21 protein-coding genes are annotated in these 21,683 nt (G+C 63.4%); 11 read left to right on the top strand and 10 right to left on the bottom strand.

The window, feature by feature from the left end; genetic code table 11:
* Nucleotides 1–74 precede the first annotated feature (74 nt).
* The 4 genes from JVX91_RS09160 to lnt all read left to right on the top strand — a co-directional run bounded on the left by JVX91_RS09160 (nt 75) and on the right by lnt (nt 4,133).
* Nucleotides 75–1,076, top strand: a complete 1,002-nt coding sequence (locus JVX91_RS09160) for a PhoH family protein (protein WP_205338946.1) — start codon at nt 75–77, stop codon at nt 1,074–1,076.
* Nucleotides 1,069–1,530 (top strand): rRNA maturation RNase YbeY, encoded by a 462-nt coding sequence (gene ybeY, locus JVX91_RS09155; protein ID WP_205338945.1) that lies wholly within the window; start codon nt 1,069–1,071, stop codon nt 1,528–1,530. Before JVX91_RS09160 ends, ybeY begins: the two co-directional genes overlap by 8 nt.
* 21 nt (nt 1,531–1,551) lie before the next feature.
* Complete coding sequence (locus JVX91_RS09150) at nt 1,552–2,391, top strand: HlyC/CorC family transporter (protein ID WP_205338944.1); 840 nt, start codon at nt 1,552–1,554, stop codon at nt 2,389–2,391.
* A gap of 209 nt (nt 2,392–2,600) precedes the next feature.
* On the top strand, nt 2,601–4,133 hold the full coding sequence (gene lnt / locus JVX91_RS09145; protein WP_205338943.1) for an apolipoprotein N-acyltransferase: 1,533 nt from the start codon (nt 2,601–2,603) through the stop codon (nt 4,131–4,133).
* 191 nt (nt 4,134–4,324) lie between these two features.
* Here lnt and JVX91_RS09140 read toward each other — a convergent pair whose 3' ends face one another.
* Both JVX91_RS09140 and JVX91_RS09135 read right to left on the bottom strand, forming a co-directional pair.
* On the bottom strand, nt 4,325–5,086 hold the full coding sequence (locus JVX91_RS09140; protein ID WP_205338942.1) for a YdcF family protein: 762 nt from the start codon (nt 5,084–5,086) through the stop codon (nt 4,325–4,327).
* Nucleotides 5,087–5,131: 45 nt separating this feature from the next.
* Nucleotides 5,132–5,563 (bottom strand): hypothetical protein, encoded by a 432-nt coding sequence (locus JVX91_RS09135; RefSeq protein WP_205338941.1) that lies wholly within the window; start codon nt 5,561–5,563, stop codon nt 5,132–5,134.
* A 235-nt stretch (nt 5,564–5,798) separates the two neighbouring features.
* Here JVX91_RS09135 and leuS point away from each other — a divergent pair, with 235 nt between their 5' ends.
* The 3 genes from leuS to holA all read left to right on the top strand — a co-directional run bounded on the left by leuS (nt 5,799) and on the right by holA (nt 10,180).
* Nucleotides 5,799–8,420, top strand: a complete 2,622-nt coding sequence (gene leuS / locus JVX91_RS09130; RefSeq protein ID WP_205338940.1) for a leucine--tRNA ligase — start codon at nt 5,799–5,801, stop codon at nt 8,418–8,420.
* Between the two features lie 71 nt (nt 8,421–8,491).
* A complete protein-coding gene (lptE, locus tag JVX91_RS09125) occupies nt 8,492–9,106 on the top strand; it encodes an LPS assembly lipoprotein LptE (RefSeq protein ID WP_205338939.1) in 615 nt (204 codons plus the stop codon).
* 36 nt (nt 9,107–9,142) lie between these two features.
* The gene (gene holA / locus JVX91_RS09120) at nt 9,143–10,180 is read left to right on the top strand and encodes a DNA polymerase III subunit delta (RefSeq protein ID WP_205338938.1); all 1,038 of its coding nucleotides are present in this window, start codon (nt 9,143–9,145) and stop codon (nt 10,178–10,180) included.
* A gap of 171 nt (nt 10,181–10,351) precedes the next feature.
* Here the strand turns inward: holA and JVX91_RS09115 are convergent, their stop codons facing one another.
* Both JVX91_RS09115 and JVX91_RS09110 read right to left on the bottom strand, forming a co-directional pair.
* The gene (locus JVX91_RS09115) at nt 10,352–11,584 is read right to left on the bottom strand and encodes an MFS transporter (protein ID WP_205338937.1); all 1,233 of its coding nucleotides are present in this window, start codon (nt 11,582–11,584) and stop codon (nt 10,352–10,354) included.
* Nucleotides 11,585–11,799: 215 nt separating this feature from the next.
* Nucleotides 11,800–12,150 (bottom strand): YciI family protein, encoded by a 351-nt coding sequence (locus JVX91_RS09110; protein ID WP_205338936.1) that lies wholly within the window; start codon nt 12,148–12,150, stop codon nt 11,800–11,802.
* A gap of 143 nt (nt 12,151–12,293) precedes the next feature.
* Here JVX91_RS09110 and JVX91_RS09105 point away from each other — a divergent pair, with 143 nt between their 5' ends.
* The 4 genes from JVX91_RS09105 to JVX91_RS09090 all read left to right on the top strand — a co-directional run bounded on the left by JVX91_RS09105 (nt 12,294) and on the right by JVX91_RS09090 (nt 14,895).
* A complete protein-coding gene (locus tag JVX91_RS09105) occupies nt 12,294–12,845 on the top strand; it encodes a DUF4303 domain-containing protein (protein WP_205338935.1) in 552 nt (183 codons plus the stop codon).
* An 82-nt stretch (nt 12,846–12,927) separates the two neighbouring features.
* Nucleotides 12,928–13,080, top strand: coding sequence for an alternative ribosome rescue factor ArfA (gene arfA / locus JVX91_RS09100; RefSeq protein WP_205338934.1), 153 nt, complete (start codon nt 12,928–12,930; stop codon nt 13,078–13,080).
* Nucleotides 13,081–13,153: 73 nt separating this feature from the next.
* Nucleotides 13,154–13,453, top strand: coding sequence for a hypothetical protein (locus JVX91_RS09095; RefSeq protein WP_205338933.1), 300 nt, complete (start codon nt 13,154–13,156; stop codon nt 13,451–13,453).
* 176 nt (nt 13,454–13,629) lie between these two features.
* Nucleotides 13,630–14,895 (top strand): lytic murein transglycosylase, encoded by a 1,266-nt coding sequence (locus JVX91_RS09090; protein ID WP_205338932.1) that lies wholly within the window; start codon nt 13,630–13,632, stop codon nt 14,893–14,895.
* An 86-nt stretch (nt 14,896–14,981) separates the two neighbouring features.
* On the opposite strand, the gene JVX91_RS09085 is transcribed toward JVX91_RS09090, so the two are convergent.
* From JVX91_RS09085 to JVX91_RS09060, 6 genes are all read right to left on the bottom strand, one after another.
* A complete protein-coding gene (locus tag JVX91_RS09085; RefSeq protein ID WP_205338931.1) occupies nt 14,982–15,461 on the bottom strand; it encodes a hypothetical protein in 480 nt (159 codons plus the stop codon).
* Between the two features lie 924 nt (nt 15,462–16,385).
* Complete coding sequence (locus tag JVX91_RS09080; RefSeq protein WP_205338930.1) at nt 16,386–17,234, bottom strand: type 1 fimbrial protein; 849 nt, start codon at nt 17,232–17,234, stop codon at nt 16,386–16,388.
* Nucleotides 17,235–18,369: 1,135 nt separating this feature from the next.
* Nucleotides 18,370–19,365, bottom strand: coding sequence for a lipoyl synthase (gene lipA / locus JVX91_RS09075; RefSeq protein ID WP_205338929.1), 996 nt, complete (start codon nt 19,363–19,365; stop codon nt 18,370–18,372).
* Between the two features lie 5 nt (nt 19,366–19,370).
* A complete protein-coding gene (gene lipB / locus JVX91_RS09070) occupies nt 19,371–20,015 on the bottom strand; it encodes a lipoyl(octanoyl) transferase LipB (protein WP_205338928.1) in 645 nt (214 codons plus the stop codon).
* The gene (locus JVX91_RS09065; RefSeq protein WP_205338927.1) at nt 20,015–20,314 is read right to left on the bottom strand and encodes a DUF493 domain-containing protein; all 300 of its coding nucleotides are present in this window, start codon (nt 20,312–20,314) and stop codon (nt 20,015–20,017) included. Before JVX91_RS09065 ends, lipB begins: the two co-directional genes overlap by 1 nt.
* A 189-nt stretch (nt 20,315–20,503) precedes the next feature.
* The gene (locus JVX91_RS09060) at nt 20,504–21,661 is read right to left on the bottom strand and encodes a D-alanyl-D-alanine carboxypeptidase family protein (RefSeq protein WP_205338926.1); all 1,158 of its coding nucleotides are present in this window, start codon (nt 21,659–21,661) and stop codon (nt 20,504–20,506) included.
* Nucleotides 21,662–21,683: the final 22 nt, after the last annotated feature.

Below are 21,683 nucleotides of genomic sequence, written 5' to 3'. Positions count from 1 at the left end.
CGAACTTTCGTAGTCGGTCGCCTGGGGTTATCCTTCGACCATCTCCCCATGAAGCACGGCGACTTAGACAGCCCTTGAACGCCCCCCTGGATATCCATCGTTTCATGCTCGAGCCCTTCGAGGGCCGCAGCTTCGCCAACCTGTGCGGACAGTTCGACGAACACCTGCACCAGATCGAGAAGCGCCTCGGCATCGAGATCCGCAATCGCGGCAACCAGTTCGAACTGGTCGGCGACCCCGAGCGCACCCAGGCAGCGGAAAACCTGCTGCAGCGCCTCTACCGCGAAGTGCAGAACGGCACCGAGATGACGCCCGACCTGGTTCACCTGTTCCTGCAGGAATCCGGCCTGGAAGAACTCGCCGTCGAGCCCGTCGTCCCGCTGGTGACGCTCAAGACCCGCCAGGCACACATCCGTCCGCGCGGCGCCAACCAGCAGCGCTACGTCAAGGCCATCCTCGACCACGACATCAACTTCGGCATCGGCCCGGCCGGCACCGGCAAGACCTACCTCGCCGTCGCCTGCGCCGTGGACGCCCTGGAGCGCGAGCAGATCCGCCGCATCCTGCTGGTGCGCCCGGCGGTGGAAGCCGGCGAGAAGCTCGGCTTCCTGCCCGGCGACCTGTCGCAGAAGATCGACCCCTACCTGCGCCCGCTGTATGACGCGCTGTACGAGATGCTCGGCTTCGAGACCGTGGCCAAGCTGATCGAACGCCAGGTCATCGAGGTCGCGCCGCTCGCCTACATGCGCGGCCGCACGCTGAGCAACAGCTTCATCATTCTCGACGAAAGCCAGAACACCACGATGGAACAGATGAAGATGTTCCTCACCCGGATCGGCTTCGGTTCCACCGCGGTGATCACCGGCGACGTCACCCAGGTCGACCTGCCGAAAGGCACCCGCTCGGGCCTCAAGCACGTGATGGAAGTGCTGCGCGACGTCCCCGGCATCAGCTTCACCCACTTCAAGTCCAAGGACGTCGTGCGCCACCCGCTGGTGCAGCGCATCGTCGATGCCTACGACGCCTATGAAAACCGTCTGACCGGCGTAGAAGGCCAGGGCAACAAGAATGCTTGAACTGGACCTGCAGGTCGCCTCCGAAGCGGCCGGCCTGCCAAGCGAAGCCGAATTCAGAACCTGGTGCGAACTGGCCCTGCGCCAGCGCCAGAATGATTCTGAACTCACCATCCGCCTGGTGGACGAACCCGAAGGACGCGAGCTGAACAAGACCTGGCGGCACAAGGACTACGCCACCAACGTACTGTCCTTCCCCGCCGATGTTCCCGATGAGTTGCTGGACATCCCGCTGCTCGGCGACCTGGTGATCTGCGCCCCCGTGGTCACCCGCGAAGCCGCCGAACAGGGCAAGTCCGCCGAGGCCCATTGGGCCCATCTCGTCATCCATGGCTGCCTGCACCTGCTCGGCTACGATCACATCGACGATGTCGAGGCCGAGGAGATGGAAAGCCTGGAACGGGAGTTGCTGGCCGAACTGGGTCATCCCGACCCGTACGCGGCCGATGAAGAATAAAAGCCACCGAGCAAGGAAAAGATGAGCGAAGACCGATCGAGCAATGGGCACAAGTCGTGGTTGGACAAGATCACCCAGGCTTTTGCCCATGAGCCGAGAAACCGCCAGGAGCTGCTTGAGCTGCTGCGCGAAGCCCACGACAACAAGCTGCTGGACAGCGAGGCGTTGTCCATTGTCGAAGGCGCGATCCAGGTGGCGGACCTCCAGGTCCGCGACATCATGATCCCGCGTTCGCAGATGATCACTATCAAGTCGACGCAGGTTCCCGCCGACTTCCTCCCCGCCATCATCGACGCCGCGCACTCGCGCTACCCGGTGATCGGCGAAAGCCTGGACGACATCATGGGCGTCCTGCTGGCCAAGGACCTGCTGCCGCTGGTTCTCCATGACCAGAACCACGCCTTCAACATCAAGGACCTGCTGCGCCCGGCCACCTTCGTGCCCGAGTCCAAGCGCCTGAACGTGCTCCTGCGCGAATTCCGCGCCAACCGCAATCACATGGCCATCGTCATTGACGAATACGGCGGCGTGGCGGGACTGGTGACCATCGAGGACGTGCTGGAGCAGATCGTCGGCGACATCGAGGACGAGCACGATGTCGAGGAAGACAGCTACATCAAGCCGTTGCCCAGCGGTGATTTCATCGTCAAGGCACTGACCCCGGTGGAGGCCTTCAACGATTTCTTCGGCGCTGAATTCTCCGACGAGGAATTCGACACCGTCGGCGGCGTGGTGATGAGCGCCTTCGGCCACCTGCCCAAGCGCAACGAAACCACGGAATTGGGCGGTTTCCGCTTCCGTGTGCTGAATGCGGACAGCCGCCGCCTGCATCTGCTGCGCCTCACCCCGCTGCAAGACTAACGGGTAAGCACCCTGTAGGAGCGAGCCTGCTCGCGAACCCACTCCCCCACGAGGGCCGTTCGCGAGCAAGCTCGCTCCTACAATCAGCCCCGACCTTTCCTGCAACACCCTGCCGCAGTCAGCTCATGGCTTTTGGCTTTCACCCCCATAGCCTACCGTTCGTCTCTCCATTACTCTTGCGCATCGCTTAACCGCAACAAGGATTCCCGATGCGCTGGATCACCCGCCCCGGCCTGCCAGGCCACCTGCTCGCCCTGGCCGCTGGCGCGCTCACTCCGCTGTTCCTGGCTCCGTTCGGCTACTGGCCGCTGGCGGTGCTCTCGCTGGCCCTGTTCTACCTTGGCCTGCGCGGCACCCCTCCCGGTTCGGCGCTGTGGCGCGGCTGGTGGTACGGCTTTGGCGCCTTCATCGCCGGGACCAGCTGGATCTACTTCAGCATCCACAACTTCGGCGGTGCCTCGGGACCTCTGGCCGGCTTCCTGGTAGCGGGCTTCAGCGCTGGCGTGGCCTTCTTCTTCGCGCTGCCCGCATGGGTCTGGGCACGCTTCTTCCGCCGCAACAACGCCCCGGTCAGCGATGCACTCGCCTTCGCGGCACTGTGGGTGGTGCTGGAGCTGTTCCGCAGTTGGTTCCTTACCGGCTTCCCGTGGCTCTACGCCGGCTACAGCCAGCTCGAAGGCCCGCTGGCCGGACTCGCACCGCTGGGCGGTGTCTGGCTGGTGTCGTTCAGCATTGCCCTCTCCGCCGCGCTGATCATCAACATCCCCGCCCTGACCCGGCGCCCGGCGCGCCTGGTCACCGGCCTGGTCCTGCTGATCGCCCCCTGGGCCGTCGGCCTGGGCTACAAGGGCCACGCCTGGACCACCCCTGCGGGCGCCCCGCTGAAGGTCGCCGCGCTGCAAGGCAACATCGCCCAGGAAATGAAGTGGGACCCGAAGGCCATCACCCACCAATTGGAGCTGTACCGCGACCTGACCGCCGAGCAGAACGGCGTCGACCTGATCGTCTGGCCGGAAACCGCCGTCCCCGTGCTCAAGGACCAGGCGACCGGCTACCTGGAAATGATCAACGGCGTCGCGACTGCCAAGAAAGCCGCTCTGATTACCGGCGTGCCGGTGCGCGAGAAGACCGCCGACGGCATCCGCTACTACAACGGCATCACCGTGGTGGGCGAAGGCAGCGGCAACTACCTCAAGCAGAAACTCGTTCCCTTCGGTGAATACGTCCCGCTGCAGGACCTGCTGCGCGGCCTGATCGCCTTCTTCGACCTGCCCATGTCCGACTTCGCCCGCGGCCCGGCCGACCAGCCGCTGCTCAAGGCCAAGGGCTATTCCGTGGCGCCGTACATCTGCTACGAAGTGGTCTACCCGGAATTCGCCGCTGAGCTGGCCGCACAAAGCCAACTGCTACTCACCATCAGCAACGACGCCTGGTTCGGCACCTCCATCGGCCCGCTGCAGCACCTGCAGATGGCGCAGATGCGTGCGCTGGAAGCCGGCCGCTGGATGGTGCGCGGCACCAACAACGGCGTGACCGCACTGATCGATCCGTTCGGCAAGCTGACCGTGCAGATCCCGCAGTTCCAGCAAGGCGTGCTGCACGGCGAGGTGGTGCCGATGCAGGGCCTGACGCCGTACCTGAAGTGGCGTGTCTGGCCGCTGGCCATCCTCAGCGGCGTGCTGCTGGTGTGGGCGCTGGTGCGCCGCCGGACGCATCCGGAAGAGCGCCGGCTGTTTGGCTGACTCCAACGAAAAAAGGGCCTCATCGCGAGGCCCTTTTTCATCGTGCTGCCAGATCGACTGGCACGCTTTTGTAGGAGCGGAGCTTCTCCGCGATCACCGCGATAGCGAGGCAATACCCAGGGCACCGGCCTACCGGCCGGACCGCGGATAAGATCCGCTCCTACGAAGAGCCTGTTCGGCAGTAATCGGCGCTAGCGGTAGAACAACCGATACCCGACCAGCCCGATGGCCTCGTTGAGCAACTGCCCGCTCTGCCAGATCGCCCGCCCTTCCGGCAGCCAGCCGCTCATGGGCACCGCATCGTCCTTACCGATATAGCCCGAAGACGCCGGCACGACTTCCAGCCCGGCCTTCTCGAAGCTCCAGATCGAACGCGGCATATGCAGGGCGCTGGTGACCAGTACCACGCGCTTGATCCCGGCCTCGCGCAACATCTCTGCGCTGAACAGGGCGTTCTCCCAGGTGGTACGGCTGCGCCCTTCCTCCCAACGTACCGGCACGCCGTAATCATCCAGCAGGCTCTGCGCCATGATCCGCGCCTCGGAAGGCGGCGTGCCGTAATGCAGGCCGCCGGAGGTCAGCACCGGCAGGCCGCTGGCCTTGGCCAGGCGCGCCGCGTAGCGAATCCGTTCACGAGCCATCAGGCCGGGCTGGTCCTCCTCCCAGGCACGATCGCCGCGAATCCGGCCAGCGCCCAGGACGACGATGGCGTCGGCGCGCTGCGCCAGCGCTGCCCACTCCGCCTGCTTCAACGGTTCCTGCTGCTCCAACTGACGTGCGCCCCACTCCACGGTGATCGGCAGGCTCATCACCAGCAGACCCAGGAAGCCCGAAAAGAAGCAGAACACCGAGACGCGCGGATAGCGGCGACGCAGCACGAACCCCAGGAGCAGCAACAGAAGCAGCAGCCCTGGCGGCATGAAAATCTGTTTGAGGATGAAGCGGATAGGCATTGGCGACTCCTTGTCGAGCGCCAAGCCTAACGGATAGGGGAACGGTCAGCGCGCCCTGGAGTTGCGGAACAGCTGCGAACCGCAGGCGGTGCAGGGCAATACGCCCTGGCTGCGACTCCATGCCACCGGGCTACCACACAACGCGCATTGCAGCGACTGCGGGCGTGGTACCAGACGCGGCCGGCTGGGCGGCACGGGATGACGCGGCGGCCGCGGCGCCCGCGTGGCTCCGCGCTCCAGCAATGCCAACTCTTCCGCCGCGGCATGCCAGCCGCGCAGCCAGTTCACATCCTGGTCGAGATAGGCCCGGATCAGCTCCATTTCCGCACTGCTCAAGCCGCGCAGCTCCAGTTCCACGGGACACTCGTCGCGTAATCGCTCGGCGGTATCGGCTTCATCCAGAGCCAGCGCGAGTCGTTGCAACAACCGCTCATACAGACCGGAACCCGAAGCACTTGCGCGATGCAGCTCAGCCATCAGTCACCTCAAGACAGGCGGAAACCTCCCGCCTTCAGGCAAAGCTTAGCGGGCCACCCCCGCAGGCACCGAGCGTGCGACAAACGGCGCGGGCTACCGGCTCGGGTGGGGGTCATGTATGCTACGAGGCTTTCTGTAGCCGCCCGGCCCGTGTTTTCTCAGGGGTCGGTGGAGCGGAGGGCCACTCGACCTCCCCGGTTGCGCAATTCTTTTCCGTACAGGTTCAAATCGCGCCATGCACGAGCAATACCAGCCTCTCGAGATCGAATCCCAGGCCCAGAATTTCTGGAACGAACACAACTCCTTCCGCGTCGACGAAGTCGCTGCCAAGGAGAAGTTCTACTGCCTGTCGATGTTCCCGTATCCGAGCGGCAAGCTACACATGGGGCACGTGCGCAACTACACCATCGGTGACGTGATCAGCCGCTACCACCGCATGCAGGGCAAGAACGTCCTGCAACCGATGGGCTGGGACGCCTTCGGCATGCCGGCGGAAAACGCCGCGATGAAGAACAACGTCGCGCCGGCGGCCTGGACCTACGACAACATCGCCTACATGAAGGCCCAGCTCAACAGCCTGGGCCTGGCCATCGACTGGTCCCGCGAAGTCACCACCTGCAAGCCGGACTACTACCGCTGGGAACAGTGGCTGTTCACCCGCCTGTTCGAAAAGGGCGTGATCTACCGCAAGAACGGCACCGTGAACTGGGACCCGGCCGACCAGACCGTACTCGCCAACGAGCAGGTCATCGATGGCCGTGGCTGGCGTTCGGGCGCGCTGATCGAGAAGCGCGAAATCCCGATGTACTACTTCAAGATCACCGCCTACGCCGAAGAGCTGCTGTCCAGCCTCGACGACCTGCCGGGCTGGCCTGAACAGGTCAAGACCATGCAGCGCAACTGGATCGGCAAATCCCGCGGCATGGAGATCGCCTTCCCCTACGACCAGGCTTCCATTGGCGAAGCCGGCCAGCTGAAGGTCTTCACCACCCGTCCTGACACCCTGATGGGCGCCACCTACGTCGCCGTGGCCGCCGAGCACCCGCTGGCCACCCTGGCCGCCGAGCGCGATCCGTCGCTGCAGGCGTTCATCGACGAGTGCAAGCGCGGCGGCGTCGCCGAAGCCGACATCGCCACCCAGGAGAAGAAAGGCGTCGCCACTTCCCTGTTCGTCGAGCACCCGCTGACCGGTGACAAGCTGCCGGTGTGGATCGCCAACTACGTCCTGATGACCTACGGCGAAGGCGCCGTGATGGCTGTTCCGGGCCACGACGAGCGTGACTTCGAGTTCTCCAACAAGTACGGCCTGCCCATCGTCCAGGTCATCGCCAAGGTCGAAGGCGACAACGACTTCGAAACCGGCACCTGGAAAGAGTGGTACGGCCTGAAGGACGAGTCGGTCATCACCGTCAACTCCGGCAAGTACGACGGCCTCGGCTACCAGGCTGCGTTCGACGCCATCGGCGCCGACCTCGCCGCCAAGAATCTCGGCCAGCAGCGCACCCAGTTCCGCCTGCGCGACTGGGGTATCAGCCGCCAGCGCTACTGGGGCTGCCCGATCCCGATCATCCACTGCGACGCCTGCGGTGACGTGCCGGTCCCGGCCGACCAGTTGCCGGTGGTCCTGCCTGAAGACGTGGTACCGGACGGCGCCGGCTCGCCGCTGGCCAAACTGCCGTCGTTCTACGAGTGCAGCTGCCCGAAATGCGGCCAGCCGGCCAAGCGCGAAACCGACACCATGGACACCTTCGTCGAGTCGTCCTGGTACTTCGCCCGCTACGCCTGCCCGCAGTTCGAAGACGGCATGCTGGACAAGAAGGCCGCCAACTACTGGCTGCCGGTCGACCAGTACATCGGCGGCATCGAGCACGCCATTCTCCACCTGCTCTACGCGCGCTTCTTCCACAAGCTGATGCGCGACGAAGGCCTGATCGACTCCGACGAGCCGTTCAAGAACCTGCTGACCCAGGGCATGGTGGTCGCCGAAACCTATTACCGCGTCGCCTCCAATGGCGGCAAGGAATGGTTCAACCCGGCGGACGTGGAAGTCGAGCGTGATGCCAAGGCCAAGGTCATCGGCGCGCGCCTGAAGACCGACGGCCTGCCGGTGGAAATCGGCGGCACCGAGAAAATGTCCAAGTCCAAGAACAACGGCGTGGACCCGCAGGCCATGATCGACGCCTACGGCGCCGACACCTGCCGCCTGTTCATGATGTTCGCCTCGCCGCCGGACATGAGCCTGGAATGGTCCGACTCCGGCGTCGAGGGTGCGAGCCGCTTCCTGCGCCGCGTCTGGCGCCTGGCCCAGGCCCACGTCAACGCAGGCCCTGCCGGCGCCGTGGACAAGTCCGCCCTGGACGACGCACAGAAAGCCATTCACCGTGCCATCCACCTGGCCATCCGCCAGGCCAGCCAGGACGTGGGCCAGCACCACAAGTTCAACACCGCCATCGCCGCCGTGATGACCCTGATGAACGTGCTGGAGAAGGCCCCGACCGAATCCGCCGCCGACCGCGCCCTGCTGCAGGAAGGCCTGGAAACCGTCGCCCTGCTGCTGGCCCCGATCACCCCGCACATCTGCCACGTGATCTGGCAGGAACTGGGCAAGGACGGCGCCGTGATCGACGCCAGCTGGCCGCAGGTCGACGAAGCCGCCCTGGTGCAGGACAGCCTGCAACTGGTGGTCCAGGTCAACGGCAAGCTGCGCGGCCACATCGAAATGCCCGCCAGCGCCAGCCGTGAAGAAGTCGAGGCTGCCGCCCGTGGCAACGAAAACGTCCTGCGCTTCACCGACGGCCTGACCATCCGCAAGGTCATCGTGGTGCCGGGCAAGCTGGTCAATATCGTCGCCAACTGAATCAACGCTGGAAAATGAGCAATCGCCCGTGGCACCTTCGTGCCACGGACCAACAGGAGTGAGGAAGCTTGATGAAACGTATCCTGACCAGCCTTGCGCTGATCGGCCTGGCCAGCGTTCTGACCGCTTGCGGTTTCCATCTGCGCGGTCTGGGCGATACGACCTTTGCGCTCAAGGAAGTGGATCTGAGCGCGCGCAACGCTTACGGCGAAACCGTCAAGCAACTCCAGCAGGTGCTCGAAGGCAGCGGCGTGAAAGTCATTTCGCGTGCGCCCTACCACGTCATTCTCGCTCGCGAGGACGTGACCACCCGCACCGTCAGCTACACCAGCTCGGCGCGTAGCGCGGAGAACCAATTGACCAACACCCTGGACTACGAGATCCGTGGCGCCGACGACCTGCTGCTGATGAACGGCCAGGTACAGGTGCGCAAGGTCTACGTGCAGGACGAGAACAACCTGATCGGCTCCGACCAGGAAGCTGCGCAGATTCGCGAAGAAATGCGCCGCGACCTGGTCCAGCAAATGGCCATGCGCCTGCAGATGATCACCCCGGCCCAGCTGGATGACCTGCAACGCAAGGCGGAAGCCAAGGCCAAGGCCGAAGCTGACGCCGCGAAGGCCGCGGCCGAAGCCGCCAAGGCCCAGCCGCAGCAGTCGCCGATCGAATTCAAGAAAGCCGACTGACAGACAGGGGCCGGACACACCGGCCCCTTTTTCATCATGAAGCTGAATCCCGGACAACTCGCCAAACACCTGCAGGGCAACCTGGCCTCGGTCTATGTCGTCAGCGGCGACGAGCCGCTGCTGTGCCAGGAAGCCTGTGACGCCATTCGCGCAACGTGCCGCCAGCGCGACTTCAGCGAGCGCCAGGTATTCAACGCCGAAGCCAACTTCGACTGGGGCCAGCTGCTCGAAGCCGGCGCCAGCCTGTCGCTGTTCGCCGAGAAACGCCTGATCGAACTGCGCCTGCCTTCCGGCAAGCCCGGCGACAAGGGTGCGGCCATCCTCCAGGAGTACCTCCAGCGCCCGCCGGAGGACACCGTCCTGCTGGTCAGCCTGCCCAAGCTCGATGGCAGCACGCAGAAGACCAAGTGGGCCAAGGCCCTGATCGACGGCGACGTCGCGCAGTTCATCCAGATCTGGCCCATCGACGTGCACCAGCTGCCGCAGTGGATTCGCCAGCGCCTGTCCCAGGCCGGCCTCGCCGCCAGCCAGGAAGCGGTGGACCTGATCGCCGCGCGGGTGGAAGGCAACCTGCTGGCCGCCGCCCAGGAAATCGAAAAGCTCAAGTTGCTCGCCGATGGCCAGCAGATCGATGCCGCCACGGTGCAAGCCGCGGTCGCGGACAGTGCGCGCTTCGACGTCTTCGGCCTGATCGATGCCGCCCTCAACGGTGAAGCCGCCCACTGCCTGCGCGTGCTCGAAGGCTTGCGCGGCGAAGGCGTGGAGCCGCCGGTGATCCTCTGGGCGCTGGCCCGGGAAATCCGCGTGCTCGCCAGCCTCGCCCAGCAGTTCAGCCAGGGCGTTCCGCTGGACAAGGCCTTCAGCCAGGCCCGCCCGCCGATCTGGGACAAGCGCCGCCCGCTGATGAGCAAAGCCCTGCAACGGCACACCGCGCAACGCTGGAACCAGATGCTGCAGGACGCCCAACTGATCGATGCACAGATCAAGGGCCAGGCTCCCGGCAACGTCTGGAACAGTCTCGCCCGCCTCGCCCTGCTGGTCGCCGGCCAGCGCATCAGCCTGCCTTCGGCCTGATTGCGCTTTCCACGGTGCAGCCGCGCGGTCAGCCGGTGAGTCATCGCGGACGGAGTCCGCTCGGCAAGATCAAGAGCCCCTCACCCTAACCCGATCAAACCCCGCGCGATATTGCAGAACCTGCCCCTGCAGGAGCGAGCTTGCTCGCGAACCGCCCAATGCCAGGAGTGGTCAGGACCGCGCCGGCACTGCCCGATGCGCCTGCCCCTCCGCCCGGTCCAGCGCCACGCCGCGAGTATCCCGCCCGGTGCTGATCAGCACGCAGATCAGTACCGCCACGGTACCGGCGACGATGGCCATGGCCGTCCCGTAGCTGTAGCTCTTGGCGATCTCCGCCTGCAGCGGCGCGTTCACCGAGGCGATCAGGTTGCCCAACTGATAGACAAAGCCCGGCAGCACCGCGCGAGTCCCCACCGGCGCCAGCTCGTTGAGATACGCCGGAATCACGCCCCAGGCACCCTGCACCATGAACTGCATGAGGAAGGCGCCCGCGCCGAGCGCCACTGCGCCGTGGCTGAACGCCCACAGCGGAATTACCGGCAACGCCAGCAGCGATCCGCAGATGATCGCCTTCTTGCGCCCGATCCGCTCGGAGAGGCTGCCGAACAGGATGCCGCCGAGGATCGCCGCGATGTTGTAGACCACCGCGATCAGGCTGACAGTGTGCGTATCAAAACCGTGCTGCACCTTGAGGAAGGTCGGGTACAGGTCCTGGGTGCCATGGCTGAAGAAGTTGAAGCAGGCCATCAGCAGTACCGCGTACAGGCACAGTTTCCACTGGCTGCGCAGCACCGGCCAGAGCGGCGTGGACTCCTTGCGCTCGCGCGCCGCCAGCCAGATCGGCGACTCCGGCACCTTGAACCAGATGAACGCCACCAGCAGCACCGGCACGCAGCCGACGATGAACATGCCGCGCCAGCCGAGCATCTCGAAGAACAGGCCATAGATGATCGAGGCGATCAGGTAGCCAGCCGGATAGCCCGCCTGGAACAGGCCCGACACCATGCCGCGCGAGCGCTCGGGGATCGTCTCCATCGCCAGCGACGACGCAACGCCCCAGATACCGCCCATGGCCACCCCGTAGACCACCCGCAGGATCAGGAACGTCATCAGGTTCGGCGAGAATGCCGACGCCAGCTCCAGCACGGAGTAGATCAGGATGTTGACCATCAATACCGGCCGCCGCCCGTAGCGCTCTGCGGCGCGGCCGAACAGCAGCGCGCCGATGGGCCGCACCGCCAAGGTCAGCAGAATGGCCAGCGAGACCTGCGGCAGGTCGACATGGAAAGTCTGGGCGATGTCGGTGAGAACGAAGACCAGCAGGAAGAAATCGAAAGCATCCAGCGTCCAGGCGAGCACCGAGGCGATCACCACATTGCGCTGGGTCGGGGACCATTGCTGCATGACGCATCTCCAGCCGATGACGCCGCGCTCCCTGCACGCCAGGGCGATAGTTAGCCAGCTATTAAGCTAGCCGAGGCTATCGATTGCCCACAGCCCGTCCATCTGAAAAGGACTGTTACAATTTTTGCGACAATCCGCCGCAGGGCTGGCGCCCGGCCCGTGACAGCACGCCGGGCCGGATCAGCGATGAGTCCCCGTGCGCAGCACGCTCACGTTCACTCCCACTCGCGTACCTGGCGCACCTCCACGCACCCCAGCCGGCCCGGCGGAATGCCGGCGGCGATACGCTGCGCCTCGTCCATGTCGCTTGCCTCGATCAGGTAGAACCCACCCAATTGCTCGCGGGTTTCAGCGAAAGGCCCATCGGTGACCGCCAGCTTCTCGCCCTGGCCACGCAAGGTGCGGCCAGTCATCGTCGGGAGCAGCGCATTGGCGGCAATGTAGTTGCCACTGCGGCGCAGTTGTTCGCTGTAGGTCATGCAGTCGTCGACGATGCCGCGCAACTCGGCCTCCGGCAGCTCGGCCGCCTTTCGTTCGTCGAAATAGATCATGCAGAGAAATTTCATTCATCAGTCCTTCAATGGAGAAAGTCACGCAGCCAGCGTAGTCCGAATCGGAACTGACTCACGAAATATCCATTTGGTGACCGCCCGGTCACGAATGCATGCAAGTATTTGCCCACCTACCTCTCCCGCTATCAAGCACTCCGATGGCTATCCCGTCCTTTGCACTACGCAGCGCCATACGCGAGGCTGCGCGCCTGGCCTTTTCCCTGGTTCGCGCGGATCACGCGCACCAGCGCTTCTACTACTTCGCCCTGGTGACGACCGCCAAGGCGGCCTGTCCGGTCCCCTGTGCCTGCAGCGTGGAAGGCCTGATCAGTACCCTGACCGAGTACAGGCAGAATGGTTACTACTACGACGTGGAGGACTTGCGCTGGTCTGTCGTGGACTCACCGTACTTCCTCTACGGCGATGAATACTTCGAGGGTGTTCGCGAGATGTTCGACATGCCCGGCCATGGCGCCACCCGCCCCAATAACATGCGAGGAAAGGACATCGCCCTGCGGCTGACGGCCATGGAAGGTGCGCTGCACGACCTGGACCGCGAAGGCTTCTTCGGCAAGGGCGAGGACCGCGAAAAGGTTGTTATCAACGTGGTCATGACGGAGGGTGAGCAGGACCGGATCATGTTCGCGCGGGCCGGCAACCTGAACCCCGCCAAAAGCCTGGGCGTGATGCAGCACGACCTGTGGGGGTGATGGCGTAGCGGTGGACAAGCCGGGGAAACAGGCGGAAGATGCGCCCGCCGGCACTCCGGCCGGTATCGATGAGGAAAGCCCCATGGCGAAGAAATCCAAACGGCCGAACAAGGCCAAATCCCTGGTCGCGCAACCCCTGTTCCGCAGCCGCCAGGAAACGCCCCTCAAAGGCAAAGGCAGCTACCGCCGCGAAGCCTCCCACAGTTGGGAGGCTTCTTCGTTTCTGGCGGCGTAAAAGCCAGCAGAAAAGCTGAACCATCCCCGCGTTTTCGCTTTCAACCGGACAGCCATCCCCTGGAGGTCCAACCATGAAAGCCCCCCTCATCGTCGCCATCCTCGCCCTCCCCTTCAGCCTCTCCGCCCACGCGTTCTGCTCCGACCAGGAAGCCGAGGCCAAGGGTAAGCAGGTTGCCGCCAAGGTCACCGAAGTCACCCGCAGCGATCCCCAGCGCGCGCAGAAGCTCAACGAGAAACTGGCCGAAATGAAGAAGTCGCGCTCCAGCGAACAGCGCCCCGACGACTGCGCCGCCTACGACGACATGCTCAAGGAACTGAACCAGAGCGCGCCCAAGGTCGACCAGGAGACCGGCGCGAAGCCGAAATCGTGACATCGGACGGCAGCGACAGCGCCATCCGTTACCGGCCGGCGACAACGAACCCAGTGCGGGAATTTTCCCCGCGGTTTGTCATCGAACCCTGCATAGCCCGCGCCTGCGCCTGACGCAGACGCGTCACAGTGGCCATGCTAAGGTGGCCGCTCCCCTGCCCGTTTCCGAGGAGAGCAATGCGCAAGCCTGTTTCACCTGTTGTCGGTCAACGCTGCCTGCTCGCCGTCACCCTGTCCCTGGCCGCTTTCGGCCTGCTGTCATCCTGCGCCGAGGCGCCGACCCGTGGCGCGCCTTCCGCAGTCGCCCAGGCGCAACCATCCCAGAGCTTCGACCAGTGGCGTGACGGCTTCCGCGCGCAGGCCCTGGCCGCCGGCATCAGCGCGCAGACTTTCGACACCGCCTTCGACGGCATAGAACCGGACGACTCGGTGGTGACCGCTGACCGCAGCCAACCCGAGTTCACCCGTCCCGTCTGGCAGTACCTCGACAGCGCGGTATCCCCCGCGCGGGTGCGCAATGGCCAGGATCACCTGCTGCAGAACGACGCCGCGCTGCAACGCATCGAGGCGCGCTACGGCGTCGAGCGCCAGGCCGTCGTGGCCATCTGGGGTATGGAAAGCAACTTCGGCGCGCAGATGGGCAGCAAGAACGTCATCCGCTCGCTCGCCACCCTCGCGTATGAGGGCCGCCGCCCGGACTTCGGGCGTGACCAGTTGATCGCCGCGCTACAGATCCTCCAGCACGGCGATGTCCCGGCGAGCAGCATGATCGGCTCCTGGGCCGGCGCCATGGGCCAGACGCAATTCATCCCGACCACCTACCAACGCTACGCCGTGGATTTCGACGGCGATGGCCGGCGCGATATCTGGGCGTCTTCCACCGACGCACTCGCCTCCACGGCCAACTACCTGAGCGCCTCCGGCTGGCAGCGCGGTCAGCCCTGGGGCTTCGAGGTGCGCCTGCCGCCAACCTTCGACTATGCCCAGGCGGACATGGAGATCCGCAAGCCGCTGGCCGAATGGCAACGCCTTGGCGTGCAGCCGGCGAGCGGCAACCTGGCGGTCGACCCGCAGACCAGCGCCTCGCTGCTGCTCCCCGCCGGTTACCGTGGCCCGGCCTTCCTGGTGACGGACAACTTCCGAGCCATCCTCAAGTACAACAACTCCACCTCCTACGCGCTGGCCGTGGGCCTGCTGGCGGACAGCCTGAACGGCGGCGGCCAGTTGGTCGGGCACTGGCCAGTGGGCGATGCCCAGCTCAGTCGCACGGATCGTGTCGAGCTTCAGCAGCGCCTGAGCGAACGTGGCTTCGCGGCCGGGAGCGCGGATGGCGTGATCGGCGCCAACACACGCCGGGCTCTGCGCGACTACCAGAAAACCATCGGCGAACCAGCCGACGGCTACCCCACGGCAGACGCCTTGCAGCGATTGCGAGCGCCCTGAAAAAAAGCGCCCCATTGGGGCGCTGGAGTCAATGACCAAGCCAAACCTTGGCCCCACGGAGTTGTTGAACCCAGTGGGGCGCCGCGTCACTTCCCCCTGATCCTGAAGGGCCACATCGGGCTGGTTCGCGGCAGATTGTCGATGTGTGCCGCGAACTCCTGGATCAGTTGGAACAACCGCAGGACGAAGCCACATTCGTAGCTGTAGCGCGCCAGCCCGCTCTTCACCCGGTTCCGCCCATGAATCAAACCATTCCAGGGAGCAGGGCCCTCGGCGCCATTCAGACTGCGCTCGGCAGCCAGCATGCCGAGGCGAAGCTCATCCACATGCATCTGCTGGTGCGGGCCGAGAGCGATTTCCCGGCAATACGGTGTAGCGCCCACCGACTCCCTGGTGATCCGCTGGTGCAGACTGGCCTGCCAATAGGCTTGCTGTACCTGCTCGGACAACTGAGCCAACAAGTCGAGCGCGGGAGCGAGTTCTCCGCAGAGTAGATGCTCGCGCAAACTCTCGAGGTTATGCATAGCCAGCTCATAGTGCCGCTGGCCAGGGTCGGAAAGTCCCATGCGATGTCACCTCCCCATTACGCGCTGGCGCGGATCCAGCGCCAGCGCGGAAGAGAGGCGCACCACCGGTTCAACGAAACCGGGATCAGGCTTTCGCCCGAGGGCGCGGAGCAAGTCCCCCATAGCAGTCAACTGGTGGGAGGACGCTTCGAAGAGGTGCTCGGAGGGCGCCAAGGCATTCACGAACGGGACGTCATCGTAAGACTGCGCGGACAAAGGTACGGCGCGAACGTCAGATATTTCGTACCCGCGTGATGAAGACCACGGAGTGATAGAAGGGGGGCGCGCGGGGCTGAAAGGGGGGTAGTGCATTTCCGATACTCCGATCTTGCGTTGGAAGCCGCCACCGTTTTGCTGCGACACAAAGTTAGGGTGGCGGACCGTGCGGAGGTCGCAGTACCGGAGTCGGAGATTCCGGCCAGGCGTGAGCCTGCCCCGCACGGTCTGCCATGGCTGCACCGGCAGCACAGGCACAAAAAAAGCGCCTATGGTCGGGGCAATGGCGCTACGTGCGCTCCGATAAACTCGGGCTGCGACACCCGGCCACGGGATTGACCGTGGCAATAGCAATTTATCGGCGCCACTTGTAGGACAACAAGGCTATTGAAGCATGGGAAAAATCGCATCTATTCGTCATGCCACTGCATACGAATGAATCGGAATTATGCAGCTGCGAAACAGCATTCCCATAGAAGAAAAACGATTTCTCTGGCCAAGCCGAATTTGCCCTGGCTATGGACATGCACGCGGTCAGCCCGGTAGGGGAAGCTGGCTGGCGCTCGCGGACACACCACCCAGCCGCATCGAACTGCGGCAGCGCCTATGCTGAAACCGGCCCAGCGCACGACAGGCAAAAAAAAGGGCACTCGAAAGTGCCCTTCTTCTGCGCAGTGCGCTTCGCCGGCAAACCGGCTGATAAATCGATCAGTTATAGAACAGCGTCAATTGAGCAACACCACGAACGATCCCCCCTTGCACGTCACTCGCCGAACCAGTGCGGAAGTACGAAACGTTCAGCGGAACACTCGCGCCGCCCCCAGTACTGGCGCTGTAGCTGGGGACCGCATAGGTCGTACCATCCAGCCGAATAGCCGCAGTACCCGCGCTATTGGTCAACCGCAGCCCGACCCCCTGGGCCTTGTCTGTCCCAGTCTCATTGGCGAAGACGCCATTCGCCGCATCAATGACAGGCGTCAACGGATCAATACGATACGTGAATGAAGTAAGGCCGGCCGGGAAATTGCTCAGATTAAACTGGAACGGTGTAGTCTCAAGAATTGTCGCCGACTGGAACTGAGACTTTAAAACCGCGTTCATGAATACATCATTCGCGCTCACCGTACAGGTTCTGACAACGAAGGTCGCCGTTCCCAACTGGTATAGTTTCGGGCCAATTCCCGGATAAATCGAAAGAGGGCCTTCACAATCACCACCGCAATTCCCTGGCTGTCTCAGAGTCCTCCCAGGATAGGCTTTAAATAGATCAAAACCGCCTAATAGCGCTGTGCCATTTGGAACTGCCCCATACTGCACAAGCCGCATCTTGACCGTTCCACCATAGTTTCCATAGTAGCTTTTCGTGGATGTCTCCGCGCAGGCTGTACCATAGTAGGGAACTGGCCTACCTTGATAGGTAAATTCATTTGCCAGCCATGTCTGAATATCCTTATTGCTAAAAGGAGGCGCACAAGGGCCATCTGCAGGCGTCCAGATGATCTGAACGCCAACATTTTCAGTACCTGTTTTGTACACAGGGTAGGTGTCCAGACTCATGCCTGCACTTTGTAGGGCCGACGTATCAATCAAGATACCCATCCCCATTCGGTCGCCTGGGGTACCACCAGCCTGGCAGCTGAACCAAGTACCGCCAGGGGCGGTTACCCAGCCTGTAACTGCTGTCACGCCCGCACCATCCCTAGAAGCCAGGGTAATTGTCCCAAAGCTCAAAGCAACAGTACTGATATCCCCCGACCTACAATTCACAGTGCCTGCGACGGCTATTTGCCCGCCGAGAAGAGCCACGACCACAACGACAACCAGCTTTATAGAGTTCCCCAAAAGCACCAGTCTGCGCACGATGCAATTAAGACAACCAACAAAAAACATCATATCTCATCCTGAAATACAAATCGCACAATTAAAACCAAAACCCAATTGACACTTAAAATTCCGGCCAATTTCGAATTATCCAATACGGATCGAAAGAGAGAATTCACCTTAATGAAATAAGCAGTATGACAAGAGCTCTCATGCAACTAACAACTGATAGGGAAGCTATAGCCAGAATCATGATCCAAGTTCACAATCAGTTGCACCTGGGACTTCAGCCACGCAGGTAGATATCTCCGCCCCGACTGAGGCGAGACCGCTCAGATTGAGGTAATCCTCACTGTTAAAGCGATAGGCCAAGACGATGAAATTGGTGCTGACAGCTCAAGCTGATTACCCCTGATCACGCGATAACTCTGACTGCTCATCTCTTTCTTCAGGTCGCACGGCGTGTCACTAAGGTTCTGCGCGTTGAGCTGTTTCCGGCAGAGTTCAGAGCGGCGACGAGCAATTTTTTCATTTGATTTTCTCAGCAGTGTTGAGATGGCTGGGGGAAAACCACCTAACGTAATACATGCCACTTCTCACATTCCCCGTGGCTACTGGCGCTACCGATCTGGTGATCGCGAGCGACGGGGCGAATTCTGCTAATTGAAAAGCCACTCAGCTGTAGGACGCGCACTTCCTAACTGTAAGGATTTCCCCATAAAAACCTTCGACCACATGAGACTGGGTGGCTCTTGGCCGGGCATGAGAGATTGGGAGGTTGTTCGGTACTGCGAGAGCCTGATTCGGGTAACGCAAAAAACAAAGGCCGCATCCCTAGGGAGGCGGCCTTTGTCATGCAGCTCAGATGCGATCAGCCGATCTTGGTACCGTGCGCCTGCTGGTCGGCGTGGTAGGACGAGCGCACCAGCGGGCCGGATGCGACGTTCTTGAAGCCCATCTTCTCGCCTTCCTCGGCGAACCAGGCGAAGGTGTCCGGGTGGACGAAACGCTGCACCGGCAGGTGGTTGCGCGAGGGCTGCAGGTACTGGCCGAGGGTCAGCATGTCGATGTCGTGCTCGCGCATGCGGTGCATGACTTCGATGACTTCGTCGTCGGTCTCGCCCAGGCCGAGCATCAGGCCGGACTTGGTCGGCACATGGGGAACCATCTGCTTGAACTTCTGCAGCAGGTCGAGCGACCACTCGAAGTCGGAACCCGGACGGGACGACTTGTACAGGCGCGGGACGGTTTCCAGGTTGTGGTTGAACACGTCCGGCGGCTCGTTGGCGGTGATTTCCAGGGCGATGTCCATGCGGCCGCGGTAGTCCGGGACCAGGGTTTCCAGCTGCACGCCAGGGGACAGCTTGCGGATCTCGCGCAGGCAGTCGGCGAAATGCTGGGCGCCGCCGTCACGCAGGTCGTCGCGGTCCACCGAGGTGATCACCACATACTTCAGGCGCAGGTCGGCGATGGCGATGGCGAGGTTGGTCGGCTCGTCGACGTCCAGCGGCTTCGGACGGCCATGGCCGACGTCGCAGAACGGGCAGCGACGGGTGCAGATGTCGCCCATGATCATGAAGGTGGCGGTGCCGCCGGAGAAACACTCGCCCAGGTTCGGGCAGGAGGCTTCCTCGCAGACGCTGTGCAGCTTGTGCTTGCGCAGCAGTTGCTTGATGCGGTCGACCTCGGGGGAAACGGGGATGCGCACGCGAATCCAGTCGGGCTTCTTCGGCAGCTCGTCGGTGGGGATGATCTTCACCGGAATGCGCGCGACTTTCTCCGCGCCGCGCAGCTTGACGCCGACTTCCACCTTGCCCGGCTTGGCGGCCGGGGCTGCCTGACCTGCGTTCTCCACAACAGTGCTCATCTCGGTTAGATCCCGCCCGTTAGGGTCTTCTGTGCAGCGTAGCCAAGGCGTTCGACGAGTTCGCCACGCAGGCGCTCGCGCACATCGGCCAATGCGATGGGGCCGGCCAGCTCGCTGAGCTGGGTCATGGCCATGCCTGCGTAACCGCAGGGATTGATGCGTCGAAAGGGTTCCAGGTCCATGTCCACATTGAGGGCCAGGCCATGGAAGGAGCGGCCGTTGCGGATGCGCAGGCCGAGGGATGCGATCTTCGCGCCGTCCACATAGACGCCCGGCGCATCGGGTTTGGACACAGCCTTGACGCCATAGCTGTCCAGGAGGCCGATGAGGCTCTGCTCGATGCGCGAAACCAACTCTCGCACGCCGATGCCGGAGCGGCGCACGTCGAGCAGCAGGTAGGCAACCAGCTGGCCGGGGCCGTGGTAGGTGACCTGGCCGCCACGATCGACCTGTACGACCGGAATGTCACCGGGGAACAGCACGTGCTCGGCCTTGCCGGCCTGGCCCTGGGTGAACACGCGCTCGTGTTCGAGCAACCAGACTTCATCGGGCGTGACGGGTTCGCGCTCGGCAGTGAAGCGCTGCATGGCGTGCCAGGTCGGCTCGTAAGGCAGGATGCCCAGCTCACGAAAGCCCAGCGTGTCGCCCATCAGAGCACCATGTGGACGCGGCCGGTGGCGCGCAGGTCTTTATGGATGTTCTGCAGTTGGTCGACGCCGGTGGCGGTGATCAGCACCTGCACGGACAGGAAGCGACCATTGCGGCTGTCACGGGAGACCAGGGTGGTGATGTCGAGGTCCGGCGCGTGGCGCTGGATGACTTCGACGACCAGATCGGAGAAACCTTCGCCGGCATCGCCGATGACCTTGATCGGATAGCGTTCACAGGGGAACTCGATCTTCGGCGCGGGCTGCTCTGAGGCGTCAACGGTATTGGGGGTATCAGTCATGGCAATCGCGGGCGGGTGGCCCGCCTCCGCATGAGCGGCCGGGTGGGGCGCTCCGGGTGGATCGGACGACGGCTGCAGGGCCACGGGGGGACCGGGCAGTCGCAGGCGGGGCATTTTACCCGAGTTTGCGGCTGCGCGGGCGGGTCAATCCCGGCCTTGTATACAAAAGTACAAGGCCGGGACGGGCGGTCAGTTGAACAGGCCGTAGAAGAACATGCGCAGGCTGTCCCAGATGCGACGGAAGAAGCCACCCTCTTCCACGGCATTCAGGGCGACCAGGTCGGAGGTGCGGACGACTTTGTCACCCAGCTTGACTTCGACTTTGCCGATAACCTGGCCCTGCTGGATCGGGGCGATCAGATTGGGCTCGACGACCATGTTGGCCTGCAGCTGCTTGAGCTGGCCGCGCGGCACGGTCATGGTCAGGTCTTCGGACAGGCCGGCTTTGACTTCGTGGTCGGAGCCTTTCCAGACCATGGCCTTGGTCAGCTCGGCGCCCTTCTTGTAGAAGGTCTGCGATTCGAAGAAGCGGAAGCCGTAGGTCAGCAGTTTCTGGGTCTCGGCGGCGCGGGCCTGTTCGCTGTTGGTGCCGAACACCACGGCGATCATGCGCTGGCCGTCGCGCACGGCGGAGGCCACCAGGCAGTAGCCGGCTTCGTCGGTGTGGCCGGTCTTCAGGCCGTCGACGGTCTTGTCGCGCCACAGCAGCAGGTTGCGGTTGGGCTGCTTGATGTTGTTCCAGAAGAACTCTTTCTGCGCGTAGATCGCGTAGTGGGTCGGCTCGCCGTAGATGATGGCGCGAGCCAGGACGGCCATGTCCTTGGCGGACGAGTAGTGGTCCGGGTTGGGCAGGCCGGTGGCGTCCATGAAGTGGGAGTTGGTCATGCCCAGCTTCTGCGCGGTGGTGTTCATCATGTCGGCGAAGGCGTCTTCGCTGCCGGCGATGTGCTCGGCCAGGGCGACGGAGGCGTCGTTGCCGGACTGGATGATGATGCCGTGCAGCAGGTCGCTGACCGATACCTGGGAACCGACCTTGATGAACATGCGCGAACCACCGGTGCGCCAGGCGTGCTCGCTGACGGTGACCTGGTCGGTCTCGGCGATGCGGCCGCCTTCGATTTCCTTGGTGGCGATGTAGGCAGTCATCAGTTTGGTCAGGCTGGCAGGCGGCAGGCGCTCGTCACCGGCGTTCTCGACCAGGATGTTGCCGCTGGCGCCGTCCATCAGCACCCAGGCCTTGGCCGCCAGTTGCGGCGCGGCGGGAACGACTTCAGCCGCCCAGCTGGCCCCGGGGGCGCTGAGCAGCACGAGCAATGACAGGCGTTTGGCGAAGTTGAAGATGTTCATCCGTCTCTCTGGGGTTTACTAA

Origin of the sequence: Pseudomonas sp. PDNC002, from assembly GCF_016919445.1 — a bacterium.
GTDB lineage: Bacteria > Pseudomonadota > Gammaproteobacteria > Pseudomonadales > Pseudomonadaceae > Pseudomonas.
The sequence above is the reverse complement of the archived record's forward strand: the minus strand, read 5'-3'. Positions and strand labels throughout refer to the sequence as shown.